This window comes from Cellulomonas phragmiteti, from assembly GCF_016862775.1.
Taxonomy (GTDB): domain Bacteria; phylum Actinomycetota; class Actinomycetes; order Actinomycetales; family Cellulomonadaceae; genus Cellulomonas; species Cellulomonas phragmiteti.
In genome coordinates this window covers 52,194-76,089 of record NZ_BONP01000002.1, presented here as the reverse complement: position 1 = coordinate 76,089, position 23,896 = coordinate 52,194, and the positions used below count along the sequence as shown (strand labels likewise).

Sequence of the window (23,896 nt, the reverse complement as noted above, 5' to 3'; positions counted from 1 at the left end):
ATATGTCCAGTTTATCGTGATCCCCTCACGTACTTCTCGCGTTCACCCCGTCCTGAACGAGGCCCCCCATGAAGAGCTTCTCGCGTCTCCGTACCCGCGCCGCCGCGCTCACCGCCGGGCTCGGGCTCGTCCTCGCCGGTGCGGTGGTCCCGTTGTCGGCCGCCCCCGCGGCGGCCGACACCCGCCCGTCCGACACGACGCTCCCGGCCACGGTGAGCGCGGACGGCCTGCCCACGGTCCAGATCGACGGTGTCGTCTGGGACCAGGTCGTCGTCGACGACGTCGTGTACGTGGCGGGCAGCTTCACCACGGCGCGACCGGCCGGCGCGGCCGCGGGGGTCGGGACGGTGACGCGCTCCAACCTGCTGGCGTACCAGCTCTCCACCGGTCAGCTCATCTCCTCCTGGGCGCCGGCGACCAACGGCCAGGTGCTCACGATCGAGGTCTCCCCGGACAAGAGCCGCATCTACATCGGTGGCTCGTTCACGCAGGTGAACGGCGCGGGGGTCTGGCGCATCGCCGCGCTCGACCGCGCGTCCGGCAACCTGGTGACGACCTTCCTGCCCAAGCCGGACGCGACCGTGCGGGCGATCGCGTTCTCGGGCAGCACCGTGTACTTCGGCGGGCTGTTCAACGCGGTCGGCACCGAGACGCGGACCCGTCTGGCGGCGGCCTCGGCCGTCGACGGCTCGCTGCTGCCCTGGGCGCCGGCCGCTGCCGGTGCGAGCGGCGTCAACGCGATGGTCGTGTCCCCGGACGGCTCGTCCGTCGTCGTCGGCGGCTCGTTCACGACGCTCAACGGCTCGAACCGGCCCGGGTACGGCCTGGGCGCGGTGAGCGCCGCGACGGGGGAGTCCCTGCCGTTCGAGGCGAACACGACCGTCGTGCGCAACGCCGGCGTCAACGGCTCGATCACGGCGCTGTCCGGTGACGCGGACCACGTCTACGGGTCCGGCTACACGTACGGGCGCGCCGGCGGCACCATCGAGGGGACGTTCGCCGCCACGTGGGACGGCGGCCAGCTCGTCTGGCTCGAGGACTGCCACGGCGACACCTACTCGGTCGCCGCGATCGGTGACGTCGTCTACCAGGCCAGCCACAAGCACTTCTGCGGCAGCATCGACGCGTTCCAGCAGACCGAGCCGTGGACGATGCGCCTGGCCACGGCGGTGACGAAGGACGTGCGCGGCGTCATCGGCCGTGAGCCCTACGACTACACCAACCACGAGGGTCGCCCGCGCCCGGAGATGCTCGCGTGGTTTCCCGAGCTCGACACCGGCACCTTCACCGGGCAGAACCAGGGCCCCTGGTCGGTGGCCGGCAACGACCAGTACGTCGTCATGGGCGGCGAGTTCCGCAACGTCAACGGCCGTCCGCAGCAGGGCCTCGTGCGGTTCGCCGTGCCGGAGATCGCGCCGAACGCGGAGGGCCCGCGCCTGAGCGGCGGCCGGTTCGACCTGTCGGCCACCTCGTCGGAGTCCGGCGTCGTGCGGCTGCGCTGGACCGCGAACTACGACTGGGACAACGAGGACCTCACCTACACCCTCATCCGCAACAGCAACCAGGCGGCGCCGATCCACGAGACCGTCCAGGCCTCGCGCTTCTACGACCGGCCGACGATGGGGTACGTGGACACCGGGCTCGTCCCCGGCACCGAGTACCGCTACCGGCTGCGCGCCACCGACCCGTTCGGCAACATCGCGTGGTCCGACACGGTGACCGTGCGTGCGGCCACCGCCGCACCGCAGGCACCGCACCCCTACGTGGACTCCGTGCTCGCCGACGCGCCCGACGGCTACTGGCGGGGCGGGGAGGCTGCCGGGACCGGGTGGCTGCGCGACGCCGCGGGCTGGAACGACATGCGCGTGCGCGGCGCCGGCCTCGGCCTCGAGGCGCCCGGCGCGCTGCCCGGTGACACGGCGCTGCGGCTCACGGGCGCGGCCACCGGGATCGCGTCGACCACCCCCAACATCACCGCGCCGCGGGAGTTCACGGCCGAGGCCTGGATCCGGACGACCACGACCACGGGCGGACGCATCCTCGGCTTCAGCACCGCCGAGACCGGCACGTCGGACTACGCGGACCGGCACCTGTTCATGGACAACCAGGGCAGGGTGCGCTTCGGGGTCCGCCCGTTCAGCGGGTCGCGCGTGCAGCTCGCCTCCACGGCCTCCTACAACGACGGCCAGTGGCACCACGTGGTCGGGACGTCCGACGCCACCGGCACGCGCCTGTACGTCGACGGCGTGCGCGTCGCCGAGGGTGCCGCCGCGGTCGGGCGCATCCACGGGGGGTACTGGCGGATCGGCGCCGACACCCTCACCGGCTGGACCGGGGTGCCGACGAGCACGGGCTTCACCGGGGACGTCGACGAGGTCGCCGTCTACAGCCGGGCGCTCGGGCACGGGGAGGTCTCCGAGCACTTCACCGCCGCCGGCGGGACCGTGGCGCCCCTGCCGCAGGACCCGTACGGTGCGGCGATCGCCGCCGAGTACCCCGAGCACTACTGGCGCCTCGACGACACGACCGGCACCGCGGCCAACGACTCCGGCTCGTACGCCGGGCACGGCACCTACCGGGGGACCGTCGGGCGCGGCGCGCCGGGCGTGCTGGACGGCGTCGGCTCCGCCGCCTCGTTCAACGGCTCGAACTCGCGTGTGACCAGCAACCGGAGCTGGTCGAGCCCGCGGATCTACTCGCTCGAGACGTGGTTCCGCACCACCTCCACGACGGGTGGCACGATCATTGGCCTGGGCAACAGCCAGACCGGGACGTCCACGCAGTACGACCGGCAGGTGCGCACCAACAGCACCGGCCAGGTGACGTTCTCGGTGCTCGCGCCGGCGGGGTGGGTGCACGTCACCGGCCCGCAGTCGTACCGGGACGGCGAGTGGCACCACGTCGTGGCCACGCAGTCGGCGGACGGCATGAAGCTCTACGTCGACGGTCAGCTCGTGGGCTCGGACCCGGAGGCCGGCAGCCGGACGTACGTCGGCTACTGGAAGGTCGGCGGTGACACCTCGGTGCTCGGCCCGACCTACTTCACCGGGCTGATCGACGAGGTCGCGATCTACAGCCGCGAGCTGTCGGCCGTGTCGGTCGCGCAGCACTACACGCTCGGCACGGGCGAGATCGTCGAGATGCCGCCCACCGCGCAGCTCACGGTCACGCCGGACGGCCTGTCGGTGACCGCCGACGGCACCGCGTCCAGCGACCCCGACGGCACGATCGCCTCCTGGGCCTGGGACTTCGGTGACGGCAGCACCGGCCAGGGGGCGACCGCGTCGCACACCTACGCGGCGGCGGGCACCTACCCGGTGACGCTGACGGTGACGGACGACGACGGGCTCACGGGCAGCGCGAGCACCGAGGTGACCGTCGAGGTGCCGCCGGTGCGGCCGATCGCGGCCGACACCTTCGGGCGCTCCACGACCTCCGGGTGGGGGACCGCCGACGAGGGAGGCGCCTGGACGTACCAGGGCAGCCTGGCGAGCTTCTCGGTCGACTCGACGGTGGGCCGCATCTCGGTGCCGACAGCCGGTGGCGGGCGGACGGCGCTCCTGGCCACCCCGCAGGTGACGGACGTCGACGTGTCGGCCACGGTGGCGACACCGACGCTGGCCAACGGCGGCGGCGCGTTCGCCTCGCTGCTGGGGCGGCGGGTCGGCACGGCGGACTACCGGTCCAAGGTGAAGATCGCGGCGAACGGGCAGGTCACGCTGTACCTGGCGCGCACGACGACGGCGGAGACGACGCTGAGCAGCGTCGTGGTGCCGGGCATGACGTTCGCGCCCGGGGACGGGCTGCGCCTGCGCCTCGAGGTGACCGGGACCGCGCCGACGACCCTGCGCACCAAGGTGTGGAAGGTCGGGACGCCCGAGCCGGCGGACTGGCAGCTGACCGCCACGGACGCGGTGGCGGCGCTGCAGGCCCCGGGCGGGCTGGGCGTGATGGCCTACGTCTCGGCCAGCGCGACGAACCTGCCCGTCGTGGTCACGGTCGACGACCTGACGGCCGTCGCTCCGGGCACGCAGGTGCCGGTGCCCAACGTGGCCCCCGTGGCGGCGTTCACGGCACAGGCGACGGGCCTGGGTGTCGCCGTCGACGGGTCGGGCTCCTCGGACCCCGACGGGACGGTGGCGTCGTACGCCTGGGACTTCGGTGACGGCGGCACGGCGCAGGGTGCGACGGCCTCGCACACCTACGGCGCCGACGGCACCTACACGGTGACGCTGACGGTGACGGACGACGACGGGGCGACCGCCTCGACGTCGCAGCAGGTCACGGTCACGGCACCGGTCGTCGAGCCGCCGGTGAACCAGGCGCCGGTCGCCGCGTTCACCGCCACGGCGGGCGGCCCGTCCGTCGCCGTCGACGCCTCGGGGTCGAGCGACCCGGACGGCACGATCACGTCGTACGGCTGGGACTTCGGTGACGGCGGCACGGCGTCGGGTGCGACCGCGTCGCACGTCTACACGCAGTCCGGCACCTACACGGTCACGCTCACGGTGACCGACGACGACGGTGCCACGGGGACGACCTCGCAGCAGGTCACGGTGACGGTCGACGAGCCCGTCGAGCAGCCCCTGCTCGCGCTCGACACGTTCGAGCGAGCGGTCGCCGGCGGCTGGGGCGCGGCCGACAACGGCGGGGCCTGGACGACGGCCGGGGCGGCGTCGCGCTTCGCCGTGGCCGACGGTGTCGGCACCATGACCCTCGCCAGCGCCGGGTCCGGTCTGTCGGCCTACCTCGGCACCGTCGCGCTGACCGACGTCGACCTCGGTGCGCGGTTCAGCACCCCGGTGCGGGCCGACGGAGGTGGGGCGTTCGCCTCTCTGGCCACGCGGCGGGTCGGCACGGCAGAATACCGGGCAAAGGTGAAGATTGCGGCAAATGGGGGGATCACCCTGTATCTGACACGGGTCGAGGGCGGCGAGACGAATCTCGCGACCGTCAACGTGCCGGGCAACGTCGCGGCCGGGCAGGGCGTGAACCTGCGGTTCGCGGCGATCGGGACCGCGCCCACGACGCTGCGCGCCAAGGTGTGGACCGACGGGACCGCCGAGCCGGCGGACTGGCAGGCCACGGTGACCGACGCGGCGCCGGCGCTGCAGGCGCCCGGGGCGATCGGCTTCGTGACCTACCTGTCGGGTTCGGTGACCACCGCGCCGTTCGTCGTCACCCTGGACGACCTCGTGGCGAGGACCCCGTGACGGCAGGCAGTCGCCCGCCCGGGAGCGAGGGGGGCCAGGACGGCCGTGCGGCGGTCGTCCTGGTCGCACACCCGGGCGCCGAGCTCTACGGCTCCGACCGCGTGATGCTCGAGACCGTCCTCGGGCTGCGCGCGGCCGGCCGTCGGGTCGTCGTCACCGTGCCCGTCGACGGCCCGCTGCTGGACGACCTCGCGGCCGCCGGTGCGCAGGTCGTCCGCACGCGGACGGTCGTGCTGCGCAAGAGCGCGCTGCGGCCGTCCGGCCTGCCCCGGCTCGTCGCCGACGTCCTCGTCGGAGCGGTGCAGGGCTGGTCGCTGCTGCGTCGGGTGCGTCCCGACGTCGTGTACGTCAGCACCGTAACCGTGCCGCTGTGGGCGCTGCTCGCGCGGCTGCGACGCCTGCCCGTGCTGTGGCACGTGCACGAGGCGGAGGGCAGCCAGCCCGCCGTGGTGCAGCGGCTGCTCGCGGCGCCGCTGCTGCTCGCGACCGGCGTCGTCGCGAACAGCCGCTACAGCGTCGAGGTGCTGCGACGGTCCGCCCGTCGCGTCGCCGCGCGCGTGTCCGTCGTGCACAACGGCGTCCCCGGGCCTGCGGACCCCGCGCCCGCGCGGGCCGAGGTGGACGGCTCCCTGCGGCTCGTCTACGTCGGGCGCCTGTCCGCGCGCAAGGGGGTGGACGTCGCGGTCGAGGCCGTCGCCGCCCTGCGCGACGCCGGGGACGACGTCGAGCTCGACCTGGTCGGCGCGGTGTTCCCCGGCTACGAGTGGTTCGAGCAGGGGCTGCGCGACCGGGCCCGTGAGCTCGGCGTCGGTGACGCCGTGCGGTTCCGCGGGTTCCACCCGTCCGTGTGGCCGTTCCTGGCCGAGGCCGACGTGGTGCTCGTGCCGTCGGTGGTCGACGAGCCCTTCGGGAACACCGCGGTCGAGGCGGTGCTCGCCGCGCGGCCGCTCGTCGTGAGCGCGACGAGCGGGCTCCTGGAGGCTGCGGACGGGTACGTGTCCGCGCAGCAGGTCCCGCCCGGCGACCCCGCAGCGCTGGCCGACGCGGTCCGTCGGGTCCGCAAGGAGTGGGAGCAGCGGCGGCAGGATGCCCTGGCGGACGCGGCCGTGGCCCGCGAGCGCCACGCGCCCGAGCACTACCGTCGTCGGATGGTCGAGGCCGTGGACGGCGTCGCCGGGAGGCGCGCGTGACGGCAACGACGCGGCCCGCCCCGGGGACCGCGTCGGCGGCGGTGCGCTGGAACACCCTGGCGGTCGTCGGCAAGCAGGTCTTCCTCTTCGGCTCGAGCATCGTGCTGGCACGGCTGCTCGGGCCCGAGACCTACGGCGTCGTGGGCGCCGCCATGATCTACGTGACGTTCACGATGCTCCTGCTGGACCAGGGCCTGGCCGCCGCTCTCGTGCAGCGCCCCGAGCTCAGCCGCTGGGCACCCGGGGTCGTCGCGACCGCCAACCTGGCCTCGGCGGTGCTCCTCGGCGTGGTCACCTGGCTCGTCGCGCCGGCGGTGGCCGACTTCTTCCACGACGACCGGCTCGCGCCGGTGCTCCAGCTGCTCGGTGCCGCCCTGTGGCTCAAGGCGCTCGCGATCGTGCCGCGCGCCATGCAGCAGCGGGCGCTGACGTTCCGGTCCATCGCGCTCGCCGACGTCGCGGGCGCGTGTGCCGGCGCCGCCGCGGGCGTCGCGGCCGCGCTGGCCGGCGCGGGGCCCGCCGCCGTGGTCGCGATGGTCGTCGCGACGGACCTGGTCGCGGCCGTCGTGCTGCTGCGCGCCGAGCGCGGCCCTGCCCCCAACCTGCGGCTGGGCGAGCTGCGCGAGCTCCTGCCGTTCGGTGCCCGGGTCATGGCGACCAACGGCATCGCGTACTTCTCGCGCAACATCGACAACATCCTGGTGGGCCGGGTCCTCGGCCTGTCGGCGCTGTCCTACTACGGCATGGCCTACCGGGTGCTGGTCATCCCGGTCCAGCTCATCGGCCAGACCGTGTCGCGCGTGATGTTCCCCGTGCTCTCCCGGGTCGCGGACCGCCGTGACCTGCTCGCGGACCACCTGCTGCGGACGACGCAGCTCCTGGCGTTCGTGGCCGTGCCGCTCATGGGGCTCGCCGCGGCCGGCGCCCACGAGCTCGTCGAGGTCGTGCTCGGTGCGTCGTGGCTCCCGTCCGCGTCGCTGCTGACGGTGCTGGCCGTCGCCGGGGCGCGCGAGACCGTCATGTACATCTCGGGTCCCCTGATGAAGGCCACGGGGCGGGTGAAGCTGCTGGTCCGGTACGAGCTGCTCGCGACCGTGCTCCAGGTCGGCGGGATCGTCGTGGGGCTGCGCTGGGGGATCCTCGGGGTGGCGCTGGGCTACACGCTGGCGGGCTTCGCGCTGACCCCCGTCCTGCTGCTCGTGCAGCGTCATCTCACCGGTGTCAGCGGGGCGCAGCAGCTCCGCGCGATCCTCCCGCCCGTGCACGCCGCGCTGTGGGGGGCAGCAGCGTACGTCCTGGTCACGCGCGTCCTCGACGGTCCGCTGCTCGTGCTCCTCGTGGGCGCCGCCTGCTACGTCGCCGTCGCAGCGGGCGTGCTGCTCGCGGTCCACCGGACGAGCACGACCCAGGCCCTGGCGCGGCTGGGACGACTTGCCACCGGCGCGCGGTGAGCGCGTGCACCACGACCGAGTTCCCGACGACGGAGGCCCCGACGTGACGACGACCGACCCGAGCCCGGTGACCCGCCCGGCGACCGCCACCCGGACGGTCACCGTCGCGGTGCTGACCTACCGGCGGCCGGCCGACCTGACGAGCGTGCTGCCCCTGCTGCGTGACCAGCTCCCGGCGGAGGGCGCTGAGGTGCTCGTGGTCGACAACGACCCCGACGGGGGAGCGCGGCCGCTGGTGGAGGGCGTCGGCGACGCCCGGGTGCGGTACGTCCACGAGCCGGTGCCGGGCATCGCGGCGGCGCGCAACCGCGCGCTGGAGACGTCCACGGCCGACGTGCTGGTCTTCATCGACGACGACGAGCGCCCCTCGCCCGCGTGGCTCGCGTCGCTGCTGGCCGTGCACGAGCGCGAAGGGTGCGCCGCGGTCGTGGGACCGGTCGTCTCGGAGTACGAGATCGAGCCCGATCCGTGGATCCGCGACGGCGGGTTCTTCGAGCGACGACGCCCGTCGACCGGCACGGTCGTCGAGGCGGCGGCCACCAACAACCTGCTGCTCGACATGGCGGTGGTGCGGCGGCTCGCCCTGCGGTTCGACGCCCGGTACGGGCTGACCGGCGGGTCGGACACCCTGTTCACCCGCGCGCTGACCGCCGCGGGGGAGCGGATCGTGTGGTGCGCCGAGGCGCCCGTGGTCGACGTCGTGCCGCGTTCGCGGCTCACGCGTCGGTGGGTGCTGCAGAAGGCGCTGCGGTCCGGGAACTCGTGGAGCCGCACGTCGCTCGAGCTCGCCGGCAGCGTCCCGGACGCCGTGGTCGTCCGGTTCGGGTTGCTGGGTCGAGGTCTCCTGCGGATCGCCGGCGGCGCGGCACGGCTGCTCCTCGGGGTGGTCCTGCGCGACCGGCGCCACGAGGCCCGAGGAGCGCGGGTCCTCGCCCGTGGGATCGGTCTCACGTCGGGTGCGTGCGGGTGGACTTATACGGAGTACCGGAGATCGCCCGGTCTGCGACCGCCCAGGTAGGGTCCCCTTTCAGGTGTCACCCGGATGCCGTGCCAGGTCCTACGTCCCGGATGAATATGCGCTTGCGAGCATGGGAGGTGTCGCCCGTGTGGCCTACTGTGGGCGCGCCACGGGGTGCCAAGAGCGCCGGTCGTGGTGCCGCAGTGACACCAGTCGGGTGGGACTGCGCGTGCGGTGACCGTGACCCGGGACCCGCACTTCGGCCGCCGGTCCGACCGGCGGCGACACGCGAGGAAGGGCGACAGTGATGCGTCGGCAGGGGAGACACACGTTGGCAGGGCCGCGGGCGAGACGCTCCGGGGCGAGGCAGCGCTGGGGGGTCGGGACCGCGGTCGTCGCCGTCGTCCTCGGCCTCAGCACCGCCTCGGCGAGCCCCGGAGCGGTGCCCTCGGCCCGTCCCACGGCCCTCGCCGTCAAGTCGGCGGTCGTGCCGTCGTCGCAGACGTCCGTCGAGACGCCGTCCGCGCTCGGGTCGGGGTCGGTGCTCACCACGACCGACCCGGTGCGTCTGCTCGGCCGTACCGTCATGGCCCCCGGCACGACGCGCACGATCGCGGTCCCGGGGCTGCCCAGCGGCACGCTGTCGGTCGTCCTCAACCTCACGGCGGTCGACGCCGCCGGACCCTCCACGCTGACCGCGTGCGCGCCCGGTGCGTCGTGCTCCGTCGCCTCCGCTGTCCCCGTCGTGCCGGGCTACCCCACGGCACGCCAGGTGGTGGCACCGGTCGCCAACGGGTCGATCACCCTGCGCAACTCCGGCAGCGAGGTCTCGGTCTTCCTCGACCTGACCGCCTTCGTCCGCCCCGCGAGCATCGAGGGCGGAGAGGTGTACCTGCCCACCCCGCAGCGTCGGGTGCTGTCCTGGAACCTGCTCGGGGCGCGGGCGACGACCGTCCTCCAGCTCCCCGACGTGCCCGAGGGCGCGACGGCTGCGGTGCTCGACGTGGGCTACTCGTCCGCGACCGACAGGTCGTACGTCGCGGTGTGCCCCGCTGACCAGGCGTCGGCGGCGTGCGCCCGCACCTCCGTCATCAACCCCGTGCCCGCGCTGAACCACTCGAACTCCGTGGTCGTCCCCGTGGACGCCGCCGGGCGGGTGCAGCTCTACAACAACGCAGGCAGCCTGCGTCTGAACGTCGACCTCCAGGGGTGGTACGTCGAGCGGGGGATGACGGACGTCGGCGGCCAGCTCGTCGCCGCGTCCGGCGCGGTGCCGACGCGGCTCGCGCCGGGCGCGAACCGGACCGTCACCCTGCCGAGCGTCCCCGCGGGGACGTCGTCGGCGGTGGTCATCGTCAAGGCGACGGCGACCGCCGGGAGCACCGGGGTGTGGGCCTGCCCGACGGCGGCGGTGGTGCCGCAGTGCACGGCGGCCTCGGTCAGCAACCCGTACCCGGGGCGCATCACCGAGAACGTCGCGTACGTCGAGCTCGGCGGGCCCAACGGCAACCAGCTCACGCTCGGCTCGACGCTCGCGTCGGTCGACGTGACGGTGAGCGTGCTGGGCTACGCCGTGCACGCCCCCGCCCCGGCGCCCGCCCCGGTGCCCGAGCCGCCGGCGCCGACCCCGACCGCCGCCCCCCAGCCGCCGGCGCCGAGCGCGTCGCCCAGCCCCACCGCGGGGGCCGGCACGCCGGTCGCGCCGCCGGCGGGCGGCAAGCCGGGTGCGAGCACCACGGGCGTCCCGGCCGGCGTGAACCTCACGCGGCACGACGGCGACATCGTCGTGACCCAGGCGGGCACCGTCATCGAGAACATGGACGTCCACGGCTTCATCACCGTCCGCGCGCCGAACGTGACGATCCGCCGCTCGGTCGTCCGGGGTTCCGGGCCCGGGACGACCAACATCGGCCTGGTGAACTGCAACCACTCGGCGTGCAGCAACCTCCTGGTCGAGGACGTCACGCTGGTCCCCAAGCAGCCGTCCGTGTGGCTCAACGGCATCTTCGGCCACGACTACACCGCCCGACGGGTCAACACGTACCACGTGGTGGACGGGTTCCAGATCCACAACGTCCGCAACAACGGTGGTCCGGTCAACGTGGTGATCGAGAACAGCTGGTGCCACGACATGAGCTACTTCCACTCCGACCCGAACCACAGCAACGGCCCCACCCACAACGACTGCATCCAGATCCAGGGCGGGACCGACATCCGGATCACCGGCAACAACCTCGAGTCGTTCATGTCGACCAAGGCCGGTGACCAGAACTACGACGCCCGCAACCGGGGGTCCGCGCTCATGGTGACGCCGAACGCGGCGGCCGTGTCGCGGGTCAACGTCACAGGCAACTGGCTCGACGGCGGCTACGCGTCCGCGTACTTCTCGACGTCGAAGTTCGGTGCCATGCGGTTCGGCACCTTCAGCGGCAACATGTTCGGCCGCAACCAGTTCGACCACGGCCGGGGGTCGCGGTACCAGATCCGCATCGCCAACGACGGGATCACGTTCGACAACCCGCTGACGACCAACATGTGGGCGGACGGCTCGGGCTACCTCGCCGAGGGGCGCGACGCGGGCATCCGCTTCGGGTCCTGACCGTGCGTGGGCACCGGGGCGGCGGCAGGTCCGTCGCCCCGGTGCCCACGTCACGAGCAGGCGTGGCGGGCGCGTCCCCCGAGGTGGCAGGCTCGGGCGGCCGGGTCCGGCGTCCTGGTCCGCCACCGACCGCCGCACCGACCACAGCGACGAGACCGACCACGCCGACCACACCGAGGACAGGGCCGCGATGAACCTCCGACGTCTGCGCAGCGGCGACCCCGTCCTGCCCCGCGCGCTCGCCAGGCTCGAGCTCGAGCTGAACCCGCGCCTCGCGCCGGTCCGGGCGCGCCGGCTGCACCGGCTCAACCAGACGTCGGACCGTGCCGTCACGGGCGACGCGCCGGTGGTCGTGAGCCTGACCACCTACGGGGCGCGGTTCGAGACCGTCCACCTGACGGTCGAGTCGATTGCGCAGGGGCGTCGCCGCCCCCGCCGGCTCGTGCTGTGGCTCGACGACCAGCGGCTGCTCGACGCCCCCACGCCCGGGCTGCAGCGGCTCCTCGCGCGCGGGCTCGAGATCCGGATGGCGCGCAACGACGGGCCCCACACCAAGTACTTCCCCCTGCTGTCGGACCCGGACCTCGGCGCGCAGGACGTGGTCGTCACCGCCGACGACGACGTGCTCTACCCGCGCGGGTGGCTCGCCGGCCTGGAGTCCGCGGCCCGGCGGGATCCCGAGGTCGTGCACTGCTACCGGGCCTACCGGGTGCGGACCCGCGGCGACGGCACGCTCGCGCCGTACCGGACCTGGCGCCCGTCGCTGTCGACCGAGGCGCGGTTCGACAACTTCGCGACCGGAGTCTCGGGGGTGGCCTACCCGCCGCGGATGATCGAGGTGCTGCGCGGTGCGGGCACGCGGTTCCGCGAGTGCGCGCCGCACGCGGACGACGTGTGGCTGCACGCGGTCGCCGTCGAGTCGGGAGTCCGCGTCCGGCAGCTCACCCGCCAGCCCCGTCACTTCCCGGTGGTGCCGGGGTCCCAGGCGAGCGGGCTGCGCAACGCGAACGTCACCGGTGACGGCAACGACCCCCAGATCGCCGCCACCTACTCAGCCGACGCGCTGCAGCGCCTCGGCGCGGTCGACGGGGTCGCGACGGGCTGACGCGACGTCGTCCGGGCCGTCGTCGGGCGGCGGGGGTGCGTACCTGGCGACCCCCAGCGCCAGGGCCGTCCACAGCAGCACCGCCGCGGCCGAGCGTGCCGCCAGGGCGTTGAACGTCATGGGCAGCAGGAACGCGACGAGCGCCGACACGCGCGCGCCCGGCAGGGCGGCACGTCGCACCCACGCCTCCGCGACCAGCGCTGCCTGGGCGCCGAAGTACACGAGCGCGAAGACCGCGCCGATGTCGACGGCGTACATGAGGAACGAGTTCTCCAGGCTGGTCCGCAGGCCGCCCAGGCTCGCGAACTCGTAGCTGGCCGTCAGTCCGTGGCCCAGCACCGCGTACTCGTGCCACGTCTCGGCGACGAACCGGAACGCGTCCGTGCGGGCACCCGCCGACCCCTGGTCGTCGGCGAACCTGGCCGCGACGCCGGCCACGATCCCGCTGCCGAGCAGTGCCGCAGCACCTCCGCCGAGCGCGCACAGCGACAGCAGCCGGACGTGCGCGGGTGCCTGGGAGCGCAGGACCACCCACACGGCGAGCAGGGCGACGACGACGACACCGGTGCGCGACTGGGTCACGACCGCTCCGGCGCAGAACAGCGCGACCAGAGCGAACTGGACGCTGGCACGCCGCAGCCCGACGAGCAGCGGCATCGCCACGCACAGCAGCATCGACAGGGTCAGCGGGTGGTCCAGGGTCCCCATCCACCGGTCGAAGTCCTCGCGGAACCAGTACCGCGTGGCGTACTGCGCCTCGTACAGCAGCGTCCGCCCCGCTGCCCACTGCACGAGCGCGAAGGCGGCGGACACCGCGGCCAACCCCAGCACGACGGTGCGGACGCGCGCCACGGCACGCGGGTCGTCGTCGGTCGCGGCGAGCAGCAGCACGAACACCAGGGCGGGCACGACGACCATGTCGACCAGCAGCGCCAGACCGCCGGTGCCGTGCTGCTGCGTGGTGAACCCGGCGACCGCGACGACGAGCCCGAGCGCGATCACGAGGTGGACGCGGCGCGCGACGACACGGACCAGGTCACGCGGTGCGTGCAGCAGCCGGACGGCGACGACCGCCAGGACCAGCCACGACGCGGGGTGCACCCCGAGCAGTCCCGTGCTGTGGCCCGTGACCAGGGCACCCGCGGCAGCGGGGACCGCGACCCACACGACCAGTGCGGTGAGGGTCGCCTCGAGGGGGCGCCGGCGCGTGAGCCACGCGAACGCGGTGCACGCCAGGAGCCAGGCTCCGAGCAGTGCCACGGGTCAGCGGTCCTGGGCGGCGGGGTCCCGTCGCCCCGCGTGGTCGACGGCAGGCTCGCCGTCCGTGTCGGTGGTGCCCGTCGCGGGCGCGGCCTGGTCGGGGACCCAGGTGGCGCGTGTCGTGACCGAGGGCGCCGCCGGGACGCCGGGCGTGGCGGCGTCGTTGCGCTCCGCGCGGTCCGCGGACGGGGCCGGGACGGGGCCGCGACCCTGCGGGCCGCCCTGCTGGGAGTACGCCACGCCCGCCGAGCGCAGCGGCGCGCCGTTGATGATGACCCCGGCGATGGGCGCGTCCACGACCCGCAGCGACTCGACCGCGAGGCGCGCCTGGTCGCGCGTCGTGTGGCCGTAGCGCACGACGAGCACGACGCTGTCGGCGTGCACGGCGGCGATCGAGGCGTCGGTGACGGGCAGGGTCGGCGGGGTGTCGAGGACGACGACGTCGAACCGCTGCCGCATCCGCTGCACGAACGCGCGCATCCGGGCGCTGCCCAGCAGCTCCGACGGGTTGGGGGGCAGGGTGCCGGACGCGAGCACCGACAGCCCGCTGGGCCCCCACTGCTGGATGACCTCCGACTCGTCGACCTGACCGGCCAGGATGTTGGTGAGGCCGACGGCGCTCTCCAGCCCGAGCGTCTGCGAGACGCGGGGCCGCCGCAGGTCCGCCTCGACCAGGAGCACCCGCCGTCCGCTCTCGGCGAGCGCGATCGCCAGGTTGCAGCTGGTCGTGGTCTTGCCCTCGCCGGCGAGCGGCGAGGTCACGACGATGACCTGCATCTTGTGGGTCGCGGCGCTGAACGTGAGGTTGGTCCGCAGCCGGCGGTACGCCTCGGCGCGCGGCGAGCCAGGGTCGGCACCGGCGACCAGGCCGTCGGCACGCGAGCGCCGCCGGCGGTGCTGCGAGGTGATGGTCGACAGGGTCGGCAGGGACGTGCTGGCCCGGACGTGCTCCGGCGTGCGCACCGTGCGGTCGAGCATCTGCCGCGCGATGGCCAGGGAGACGCCGAGCGCCAGCCCCGCGAGGACGCCGACGCCCACGTTGAGGGTCGGCCGCGGCGAGACCGGGGACAGGGGGAACGACGGTCCGGAGATCACCGTGAGCGAGACGGTCGCGCGGCTCGCCGCCTCGGTCCGCTCGAGCTCCTGGACCAGCGGCCCGAGCTCCTCGGCGATCGCGGCGCCGATCGCGCGTGCCCGCTCGGGACGCGTGTCGCGGACGACCGCGCTGAGCAGGATCGCGTCGGGCTGCGGGGTCGCCGTGATCCGTGCCGACACCTCCTGCGGCGTCAGGCCGAGGGTGCGGCCGGCGACGATGCGCTCGGCGAGACGGCCGCTGGTCAGGACGCCCGCGTAGGCGGCGACGCGGCGCTGGGCGAACTCGTCGGCCTGCAGCGCGGTCCCGGTGTCGCTCGACGCGGCGACGAAGAACGTCAGCGAGCTCTCGTACTCGGGCGTCGCGCGCTGCGTCACGAGGACCGCGGCCCCCACCGTCGTCAGCAGTGTCAGCACGACGATCCACCAGTTCTTGCGGATCGCCCGTAGCTGGTCGGTCAGCTCCACGTCCTGCTCCTCGCCCCAAGCCCGCCCCCGGCCGTCGGCCCGTGAGCCGGGCACCGGCCGCCCGTCGTGGTCATCCTCACATACCGGTCGCTGGTGACGGGAAGGTCCAAACCCTCCCAGACCGGACATCACCCGCTTGCCCGGTCGCGGTCACCCGCCCGCCCGCTCGCGGCCGCCGGCGGTCGCCGCGCGTCACCCGTCCGTGTCCGGGTCCCGCAGCCCGTGCCGTGTCGCACCGCAGGCGTACCCTGGTCGGCGGCCCGCGCCCGTGGTGATCCCCGGTCCGGGCCCGTCGTCGTGCCCTCGATCGTCTGGGACCCCCATGGACCTCACCGGCCTCCTGCCCGCCCTCCTCGCCGACCCGGCCGCTGCCGAGGCGGTCGCGTCCGTGCGCGCCCGCGGCGAGCTCGACGTCGTCGGCCCTGCGGGCGTGCGACCGCCGCTGCTGGCCGCGCTCGCGGGCGCGGTCGCGACGGCCGGGACCCCGGCCCCGGGCCGCCGCGGCCGCCCGCTCGTGGTCGTCACGGCGACGGGGCGGGACGCCGACGAGCTGGCCGCCGCGCTGCGCTGCTACCTGCCCGACGACGACGTCGCGGTGCTCCCCAGCTGGGAGACGCTGCCGCACGAGCGGCTCAGCCCCCGCTCCGACACGGTCGCCCGCCGGCTGGCCGTCTTCCGCCGGCTGGCCCACCCCGACCCCGTGCCGGGACCGTCCGGGCCCGTGCGCGTCCTGGTGATGCCGGTCCGCGCGCTGCTGCAGCCCGTCGTCGAGGGGCTCGGGGAGCTCGTCCCGGTCGAGGTGCGCACGGGCGACCGGGTCGACCTCGCCGACGTCGCGCAGCGGCTGGTCGACGCGGCGTACACGCGGGTCGACATGGTCGAGCGACGCGGCGAGTTCGCGGTGCGCGGCGGGATCCTCGACGTCTTCCCGCCCACGGAGGACCACCCGCTGCGCGTCGAGCTGTGGGGTGAGGACGTCGAGGAGATCCGCTGGTTCTCCGTGGCGGACCAGCGCAGCCTCGAGGTCGCGGACCACGGGCTGTGGGCGCCGCCGTGCCGCGAGATCCTGCTGACCGACGAGGTGCGGGCACGTGCGGCGACGCTGCGCGACCAGCTGCCGGGCGCGCTCGACATGCTCGACCGCCTGGCCGAGGGCATCGCCGTCGAGGGCATGGAGTCGCTCGCGCCCGCGCTGGTCGAGCGCATGGTCCCCGTGCTGGACCTCGTGCCGGAGGAGTCGCTGCTCGTCGTCGTCGACCCCGAGCGTGTGCGCCGCCGTGCGCACGACCTGGTCGCGACCACCCAGGAGTTCCTCGAGGCCGCGTGGACGTCGGCCGCCGCGGGCGCCGCCGTGCCGCTGGACCTGTCGGCGGCGTCGTTCGCGTCGTTCGCCGAGGTCCGGGCGCTGGCCGCGGTGCGGGCGCTGGGCTGGTGGACGCTGTCGGGGTTCACGCTCGACACCGACGCGGTGACGGGCGACGAGACGGCCGCGGACGCGGGCCCCGCCGCGGAGTCGGGCGTGCGCACGCTGGTCCTCGCGGCACGCGAGGTCGAGCGCTACCGCGGTGAGGTGGCCCGGGCCGTCGAGGACGTCCACCGCCTCCAGCAGCAGGGCTGGCGGCTCGTGCTGGCGACCGAGGGGCACGGCCCCGCGCAGCGGATGGTCGAGCAGCTGCGCGCCGCCGACGTCCCCGCGCGGCTGGTCGCGACCGTCGACGACGAGCCGGAGGGCGGCGTCGTGCTGGTGACGCCCGCGCCGCTGGGCCCGGGGTTCGTCCACGAGGCCCTGCACCTCGCGGTGTTCAGCGAGGCCGACCTGACGGGTCGTGCGGGCTCGAGCACGCGGGACATGCGCCGCATGCCGAGCCGGCGGCGCAACGTCGTCGACCCGCTGCAGCTGCGCCCCGGGGACTTCGTGGTCCACGAGCAGCACGGTGTCGGGCGGTTCGTGGAGCTGGTGCAGCGCACCATCGGCTCGGGTGCGGCCGCCGCCACGCGCGAGTACCTGGTCGTGGAGTACGCCTCGAGCAAGCGCGGGCAGCCGGGCGACCGGCTGTACGTCCCCACCGACCAGCTGGACCAGGTCACCAAGTACGTCGGCGGCGAGGCGCCCACGCTCAACCGCATGGGCGGCTCGGACTGGCAGAAGACCAAGGGCCGGGCCCGCAAGGCCGTCAAGGAGATCGCGGCCGAGCTCATCCGCCTGTACTCGGCGCGCATGGCGACGCCCGGGCACGCGTTCGGGCCGGACACCCCGTGGCAGCGCGAGCTCGAGGACGCGTTCGCGTACGTGGAGACCCCCGACCAGCTGGCGACGATCGACGAGGTCAAGCAGGACATGGAGAAGACGGTCCCCATGGACCGGCTCGTCTGCGGCGACGTCGGGTACGGCAAGACCGAGATCGCGGTGCGCGCGGCGTTCAAGGCGGTCCAGGACGGCAAGCAGGTCGCGGTCCTGGTGCCGACGACGCTGCTGGTCCAGCAGCACCTCGACACGTTCACCGAGCGCTACGCGCCGTACCCCGTGACGGTGCGGGCGCTCTCGCGCTTCCAGTCGGCCAAGGAGTCGACCGAGGTGATCGAGGGCCTCGCGGACGGGTCGGTCGACGTCGTCATCGGCACGCACCGCCTCATCACGGGCAGCGTCCGGTTCAAGGACCTCGGCCTGGTCATCATCGACGAGGAGCAGCGCTTCGGTGTCGAGCACAAGGAGACGCTCAAGGCGCTGCGCACCAACGTCGACGTGCTCGCGATGAGCGCCACGCCCATCCCGCGCACGCTGGAGATGGCCGTGACCGGCATCCGCGAGATGTCGACGCTCGCGACCCCGCCGGAGGAGCGCCACCCCGTCCTGACGTTCGTCGGCCCGTACGAGGAGAAGCAGATCTCGGCAGCGATCCGCCGCGAGCTGCTGCGCGAGGGGCAGGTCTTCTTCGTCCACAACAAGGTCGAGTCGATCGAGCGCACCGCCGCACGCCTCAGCGAGCTCGTCCCCGAGGCCCGCATCGCGGTCGCCCACGGCAAGATGGGCGAGCACCGGCTCGAGCAGGTCATCGTCGACTTCTGGGAGAAGAAGTTCGACGTCCTGGTCTGCACGACGATCGTCGAGACGGGCCTGGACATCTCCAACGCCAACACCCTGATCCTCGAGCGCGCCGACCGGCTCGGCCTGTCGCAGCTGCACCAGCTGCGCGGGCGCGTCGGGCGGGGGCGTGAGCGGGCGTACGCCTACTTCCTGTACCCGCCGGAGGTCCCGCTCAGCGACACGGCGCACGACCGGCTGCAGACCATCGCGGCGCACACCGACCTCGGTGCCGGCATGGCCGTGGCGATGAAGGACCTCGAGATCCGTGGCGCGGGCAACCTGCTCGGCGGTGAGCAGTCGGGCCACATCGAGGGGGTCGGGTTCGACCTGTACGTGCGCATGGTGGGCGAGGCCGTCGCGTCGTTCCGCGGTGAGACGTCCGAGGAGCTGCCGGACGTCACGATCGAGCTGCCCGTCGACGCGCACGTGCCCCACGACTACATCGCGCACGAGCGGCTGCGCCTCGAGGCGTACCGCAAGATCGCCGCGGCCACCGACGACGCGATGCTGGCGGAGGTCCGTGCCGAGCTGGTCGACCGCTACGGCCCGGTGCCGGAGGCCGTGGACAACCTGTTCGAGGTCGCGCAGTTCCGGCTGCACGTGCGGGCGGCAGGGCTCGCCGACGTCACGGCGCAGGGACGGTTCGTGCGGTTCGCCCCCGTCGAGCTGGCGGAGTCGGCGCAGCTGCGGCTCAAGCGGCTGTACCCGGGCTCGGTGCACAAGCCCGCGGTGCGCACGGTCCTCGTGCCGTTCCCGACGACCGCGCGCATCGGCGGCAAGCCACTGCACGGGCGCGAGGTGATGACGTGGGCGCGGCAGTTCATCGACGCGGTCGTGCGCGGCGACGTGTCCGCGGCCGCGGCGGCGGGGACGCGCTGACACGGCGCGGCGCGCTCACGCGACGGTGAGCGAGAGCCGGCGTGCGCGCGCGGTCGCCAGGACCTCGGTGTACCAGTTCGTCAGCGCTGGGCCCTGCGGCCCGGCGAGGCGTGCGTGCGTGCGCCGGGCGACGGACAGCAGCGGGTCGGGGTCCCAGCGCGCCGCGAGCGTGCGGAGCGGGGCGTCGTGCACCGAGCCGAGCGCGAAGGGCCGCGGGAAGCCGTAGGTGAGGGGGACGACCGTGCCGTCGGCCTCGAGCACCAGGGGCGTCAGCCAGGTGCCCAGCGGCGCGTCGGGGGCGTGCTCGAGGGCGAGGAAGCGCGCGGGGTCGGCGAGCAGGTCGTGCCGGCTCGCGACGTCGATCTGCAGGTAGGGCCCGCCCCCGTCGGCCGTGCGGAGCACCTCGACCGCGGCGAACGCCAGCTCGACGACGTCGGGGACGTCGTCCGCGAGGTTGTCCACCGCGTACCCCTCGGCCTCCAGGGGGTGCACCTGGACCAGCCCGGCCCCGACCTCGCGGGCGAACCGCACGACCCAGTCCAGCTCGTGCACGTTGCGCTGCGTGAGGGTGAAGACGAACCCGAACGTCGTGCCGGACGCGGCGAGGTAGGACAGCCGGCCCGCCATGCGGCTGAACGCCCGGGGGTCGCCGCGCATCGCGGCGTGGCTCTCGGGCGAGCCGTCGAGCGAGATGGCGAGCACGTCCACCTGCCCGGCGAGCTCGTCGACCCGCCGGGGTGTCAGGAGCATGCCGTTCGTCGTCACGGTGGTGGTCATGCCCGCGCCTCGGGCGGACCGCAGGACCGTGCCGAGCCCCGGGTACAGCAGCGGCTCGCCGCCCGAGACGCCCAGGACCGTGCAGCCCAGGCCCGCGGCGTCGTCCACCACCTGCCGGACGACGTCGACGGGCACGGACTGCGCGACGTCCGGCCCGGAGCTCGAGTAGCAGTGCCGGCACCGCAGGTTGCAGCGTCGGGTCGGGTGGACCTGGAGGATGCCGTGCCCGCCCGTGGGACCGACGACGCGTCCTGCGGTGCCGGCGGGGCTCACGGCGCGCCCACCTGCAGCTCGATCGTGAAGACGTCGGCCGGGATCCCCTTGGGGAACACCCGGATGCCGCCCGCGCGGCCCAGACCCAGGCCGCCGAGCGTGGCCGCGATGTCCTTCACGACGGTGCCGCACTGCTCGACGCCGTCGACGTCGAACGACGTGTGCAGCCAGTCGGGTCGGGGCTGACCCTTGATGTACCAGCTGTCGATGACGAGGGACCCCGTCGACTTCAGGAGCCGCTCGATGAGGCGCTCCTCGAGGACGAAGCCCCCGTTCTTCCAGTCGTCCAGCAGTCGTGCTGATCCGCGTTCCATGCGTCCCCCCGGTGCGTCCGGCGCGGGGCGGGTCCCCGTGCCCGTCACGGAGGAGGAGGCGTCCACGGCGTGCGCTGATACGGGTGACCGCGCACTCGCGGTCCGGTGCTGCGGGCCGGGTGCGCACCGTCAGGGCCTACGATGGCGGCCGACCCCTACGGAACGTGAGCGGGAGGCCCTGGTGGCGGTGCGACGGACGCGAGGACGCGTGCGGGTGGTGGCGGCTGCGGTCGTGGTCGGAGGCGTGCTCGCGGGCTGCGCGGGTCAGCCGGGCGCCGCGGCGGTCGTCGACGGCCGCACGATCACGACGGCCGAGCTGGCGACGGCGTACGAGCAGCTCACGCCGATCTTCAACGGTGCCGGCCCGCAGGACGTCCTCGGGGTCCTCATCACCGAGCCCTTCGCCGCGCAGGTGGCCGCGGACGAGGGCGTGGGCGTCAACGACGAGCAGGCGATGGCGCTGCTGCGCCAGGTGGCCGTGCAGGCCGTCGGCGAGGAGCGCGGGGCCGCCCTGGAGTTCGGGCCCGGGGCGATCGCCGTGGCCCGGTACTCGCTCGCGGCGAGCGCCCTGCAGGACCTGCCCGACGCGCAGGGCGCCGCCGAGGCGTACCAGGAGCGGGTCGCGGCCGCCGACATCGAGGTCAACCCGCGGTACGGCGAGTTCACCGACGACCTCGTCGTCGCACCTCCGGCCGCCCCGTCCTGGGTGGTGCCCGAGGGTGGCCGCGCCGCGGCGGACGACGCGACGCCCGAGCCCTCCCCGACGCCCTGACCAGCGTGGCCGACGGCGCCGGCGCGGACGTCGCCCGCCAGGCGGCCGCGCTCGCGCGGGCCGTGGCCGTGATGGACCGGCTGCGCTCACCCGGGGGCTGCCCGTGGGACGCGCGCCAGACCCACGACTCCCTCCTGCCGTACGCGGTGGAGGAGGCGCACGAGCTGGTCGAGGCGGTCGAGGCGGCCGACCGCGCGGGGATCCGCGAGGAGCTCGGGGACGTCCTGCTGCAGGTGCTGTTCCACGCGCGAGTCGCCGCCGAGGACGGCGACGACCCGTTCGACGTGGCGGACGTCGCGGACGGCCTGGTGGCCAAGCTGGTGCGCCGTCACCCCCACGTGTTCGCCGACGAGGTCGGGCCCGAACCCGACGCGGGGGACGTGCACGAGCGGTGGGAGCAGCTGAAGCGTGCCGAGAAGCCGGCCCGCACGTCCGCGCTCGACGGGGTGCCGACGTCGATGGGTGCGCTCGCGCGCGCCCAGAAGCTGGTCGCGAAGGCCGACCGTGCGGGCCTGCTGCCGTCCGCGCCGCTGCCCGTGGCGGGTGTCCCGGGCACCGGCACCGGCACCGACACGCCCGAAGGGATCGGTGAGGCGGTGCTCGCGCTCGTCGCCGCGGCCCACGCGGCGGGCGTCGACGCCGAGGCCGCCCTGCGGCGGGCCACCGCCACGTGGGAGGCGGCGGCGCGGCGCTCGGAGTCCTGACCCGGGGCGGCCGGCACCGGGGCCCCGCGTGTCTCGGGTCGTGAGACGAACCGGGCTCCCGGGGCGGTCGGGGTGCGGTCTGGACGCGGGGAACGTGCTGTCCGGGCCGAAGGTCCGACCCCGCTGCGACCGGGTCGGTCCAGGATGTCCGTGCGAGCAGGACCGACGTCCCGCTCACCGTTCCGTCGAAGGAGAGCACGCATGAGGATCGGCGTCCCGCGCGAGCAGCGCCCGGGCGAGCGGCTCGTCGCCGCCACGCCCCGGACCGTCGCCCGGCTCCGCGACCTCGGGTACGAGGTCCTCGTCGAGCACGGGGCCGGCGCCGCGGCCACGTTCGCCGACGACGCGTACGCCGCGGCCGGCGCCCAGGTCGTCGAGCGCCCCGAGGTCCTGGCGTGCGACGTCGTGACCGCGGTCCACCTGCCGCCCGACGTGGACGCGATGCGCGCGGGCGCGACGCTCGTCGCCACCATGGCGCCGTTCGCGGACCCCGACCTGGCCGCGCGGCTGGCGGCCCTCGGGATCACGGCCCTCGCGCTCGACGCGGTCCCGCGCATCTCCCGTGCGCAGGCGCTCGACGTGCTGTCGACGCTCTCGAACGTCGCGGGCTACCGCGCCGTCATCGAGGCGGCCGAGGAGTTCGGCGGCATGTTCACCGGCCAGGTGACCGCCGCCGGCAAGACCCCGCCCGCCAACGTGTTCGTCATCGGCGCCGGCGTGGCCGGGCTGGCCGCCCTCGGCACGGCCAGCAGCCTCGGTGCCCAGGTGCGCGCCTTCGACGTGCGTCCGGAGGCCGGCGAGCAGATCGAGTCCATGGGTGCCACGTTCGTCCAGGCCGAGGGCGCCGGCCAGGAGGTCTCGACCGACGGGTACGCGCGCGAGCTCACCGCCGAGCAGGAGCAGCTCACGGCACGGATGTACGCCGAGCAGACCGCCTGGGCCAACGTCGTCGTCACCACCGCGCTCGTGCGCGGGCGGGCTCCCCGGACCATCACCAAGGACATGGTCGAGGCGATGACCCCCGGGTCGGTGATCGTCGACCTCGCGGCGTCCGGCGGCGGCAACTGCGAGCTCACGGTCCCCGGCGAGCGCGTCGTGTCCGACAACGGCGTGGTCGTCCTCGGCTACACCGACCTGCCGAGCCGCATGCCGCAGCACACCTCGCAGCTGTTCGGCACCAACGTCGTGCACCTGCTCGCCCTGCTCACGCCCGGCAAGGACGGGCAGGTCGTGCTCGACCTCGACGACCCGGTCCAGCGCGGGATGACCGTGACCACCGGTGGCGACGTCACGTGGCCTCCGCCGCCCGTCGCGGTGTCCGCGGCCGCCCCCGTCGAGACGCCCCCCGCCGAGACGCCCGAGGAGCTGGCGGCCCGGAACGCCGCGGCGACCGCCGCCGCCGCGCGACGGACCCGACGCACCCGCGTCCTGGCCGGGCTCGGCACCGTCCTGACGGTCCTCGCGCTCACGGCCGCGCCCGCGTCGTTCCTCCTGCACGCGACCGTCTTCGCGCTCGCCGTGGTCGTCGGGTACTACGTCATCTCCAACGTCAGCCACTCGCTGCACACCCCGCTCATGGCGACCACCAACGCCATCAGCGGGATCATCCTGGTCGGCGCGCTGCTGCAGATCGGCAACGCCAGCTGGGTGGTCAGCTCCCTGGCGTTCGTCGCGGCCACGGTCGCGGCCGTCAACATCTTCGGCGGGTTCCTCGTCGCGTTCCGCATGATCCACATGTTCCGCAAGGAGGCCTGAC

General features: G+C 74.4%; 14 protein-coding genes. 10 read left to right on the top strand and 4 right to left on the bottom strand.

Annotated elements, in window-relative coordinates; all coding sequences use genetic code 11:
• Positions 1-68: 68 nt before the first annotated feature.
• From Cph01nite_RS02155 to Cph01nite_RS02130, 6 genes are all read left to right on the top strand, one after another.
• The gene (locus Cph01nite_RS02155) at positions 69-5,213 is read left to right on the top strand and encodes a PKD domain-containing protein (RefSeq protein ID WP_203670729.1); all 5,145 of its coding nucleotides are present in this window, start codon (positions 69-71) and stop codon (positions 5,211-5,213) included.
• Positions 5,210-6,403 carry a glycosyltransferase family 4 protein gene (locus Cph01nite_RS02150; RefSeq protein WP_239068982.1) on the top strand — a complete coding sequence of 398 codons (1,194 nt, stop codon included), beginning with the start codon at positions 5,210-5,212 and terminating at the stop codon, positions 6,401-6,403. Before Cph01nite_RS02155 ends, Cph01nite_RS02150 begins: the two co-directional genes overlap by 4 nt.
• Positions 6,400-7,854, top strand: a complete 1,455-nt coding sequence (locus Cph01nite_RS02145) for a lipopolysaccharide biosynthesis protein (protein WP_203670728.1) — start codon at positions 6,400-6,402, stop codon at positions 7,852-7,854. The genes Cph01nite_RS02150 and Cph01nite_RS02145 overlap by 4 nt, the downstream gene beginning before the upstream one ends.
• Before the next feature lie 43 nt (positions 7,855-7,897).
• Entirely contained in the window at positions 7,898-8,872 is a 975-nt protein-coding gene (locus tag Cph01nite_RS02140) for a glycosyltransferase family 2 protein (RefSeq protein ID WP_239068981.1), read from the top strand.
• Between the two features lie 382 nt (positions 8,873-9,254).
• Entirely contained in the window at positions 9,255-11,411 is a 2,157-nt protein-coding gene (locus Cph01nite_RS02135; RefSeq protein WP_203670726.1) for a hypothetical protein, read from the top strand.
• A 190-nt stretch (positions 11,412-11,601) separates the two neighbouring features.
• Positions 11,602-12,516: a hypothetical protein gene (locus tag Cph01nite_RS02130; RefSeq protein WP_203670725.1), complete on the top strand. Its 915-nt coding sequence runs from the start codon at positions 11,602-11,604 to the stop codon at positions 12,514-12,516.
• Here Cph01nite_RS02130 and Cph01nite_RS02125 read toward each other — a convergent pair.
• Together Cph01nite_RS02125 and Cph01nite_RS02120 are read right to left on the bottom strand one after the other, a co-directional pair.
• The gene (locus Cph01nite_RS02125; protein WP_203670724.1) at positions 12,463-13,776 is read right to left on the bottom strand and encodes an O-antigen ligase family protein; all 1,314 of its coding nucleotides are present in this window, start codon (positions 13,774-13,776) and stop codon (positions 12,463-12,465) included. The genes Cph01nite_RS02130 and Cph01nite_RS02125 overlap by 54 nt on opposite strands.
• 3 nt (positions 13,777-13,779) lie before the next feature.
• A complete protein-coding gene (locus Cph01nite_RS02120; RefSeq protein ID WP_203670723.1) occupies positions 13,780-15,336 on the bottom strand; it encodes a tyrosine-protein kinase domain-containing protein in 1,557 nt (518 codons plus the stop codon).
• Between the two features lie 322 nt (positions 15,337-15,658).
• Between Cph01nite_RS02120 and mfd the strand changes: the two genes are divergently transcribed.
• Positions 15,659-19,300 carry a transcription-repair coupling factor gene (gene mfd / locus Cph01nite_RS02115; protein ID WP_203670722.1) on the top strand — a complete coding sequence of 1,214 codons (3,642 nt, stop codon included), beginning with the start codon at positions 15,659-15,661 and terminating at the stop codon, positions 19,298-19,300.
• Between the two features lie 15 nt (positions 19,301-19,315).
• Here mfd and Cph01nite_RS02110 read toward each other — a convergent pair whose 3' ends face one another.
• On the bottom strand, positions 19,316-20,350 hold the full coding sequence (locus tag Cph01nite_RS02110; RefSeq protein ID WP_203670721.1) for a radical SAM protein: 1,035 nt from the start codon (positions 20,348-20,350) through the stop codon (positions 19,316-19,318).
• Positions 20,347-20,664 carry a hypothetical protein gene (locus Cph01nite_RS02105; protein ID WP_203670720.1) on the bottom strand — a complete coding sequence of 106 codons (318 nt, stop codon included), beginning with the start codon at positions 20,662-20,664 and terminating at the stop codon, positions 20,347-20,349. Before Cph01nite_RS02105 ends, Cph01nite_RS02110 begins: the two co-directional genes overlap by 4 nt.
• 181 nt (positions 20,665-20,845) lie before the next feature.
• Here Cph01nite_RS02105 and Cph01nite_RS02100 point away from each other — a divergent pair, with 181 nt between their 5' ends.
• The 3 genes from Cph01nite_RS02100 to Cph01nite_RS02090 all read left to right on the top strand — a co-directional run bounded on the left by Cph01nite_RS02100 (position 20,846) and on the right by Cph01nite_RS02090 (position 23,895).
• Entirely contained in the window at positions 20,846-21,436 is a 591-nt protein-coding gene (locus tag Cph01nite_RS02100; protein ID WP_203670719.1) for a SurA N-terminal domain-containing protein, read from the top strand.
• 5 nt (positions 21,437-21,441) lie between these two features.
• Entirely contained in the window at positions 21,442-22,140 is a 699-nt protein-coding gene (locus Cph01nite_RS02095; RefSeq protein ID WP_239068980.1) for a nucleoside triphosphate pyrophosphohydrolase, read from the top strand.
• Between the two features lie 201 nt (positions 22,141-22,341).
• The gene (locus Cph01nite_RS02090; RefSeq protein WP_203670718.1) at positions 22,342-23,895 is read left to right on the top strand and encodes a Re/Si-specific NAD(P)(+) transhydrogenase subunit alpha; all 1,554 of its coding nucleotides are present in this window, start codon (positions 22,342-22,344) and stop codon (positions 23,893-23,895) included.
• Position 23,896 lies beyond the last annotated feature (1 nt).

Excerpts from the sequence above, each read along its gene's own strand:
- Cph01nite_RS02090 (WP_203670718.1), top strand. The coding sequence starts at position 22,342 with ATGAGGATCGGCGTCCCGCGCGAGCAGCGCCCGGGCGAGCGGCTCGTC.
- Cph01nite_RS02105 (WP_203670720.1), bottom strand. The coding sequence starts at position 20,664 with ATGGAACGCGGATCAGCACGACTGCTGGACGACTGGAAGAACGGGGGC.
- Cph01nite_RS02130 (WP_203670725.1), top strand. The coding sequence starts at position 11,602 with ATGAACCTCCGACGTCTGCGCAGCGGCGACCCCGTCCTGCCCCGCGCG.
- Cph01nite_RS02155 (WP_203670729.1), top strand. The coding sequence starts at position 69 with ATGAAGAGCTTCTCGCGTCTCCGTACCCGCGCCGCCGCGCTCACCGCC.
- mfd (WP_203670722.1), top strand. The coding sequence starts at position 15,659 with ATGGACCTCACCGGCCTCCTGCCCGCCCTCCTCGCCGACCCGGCCGCT.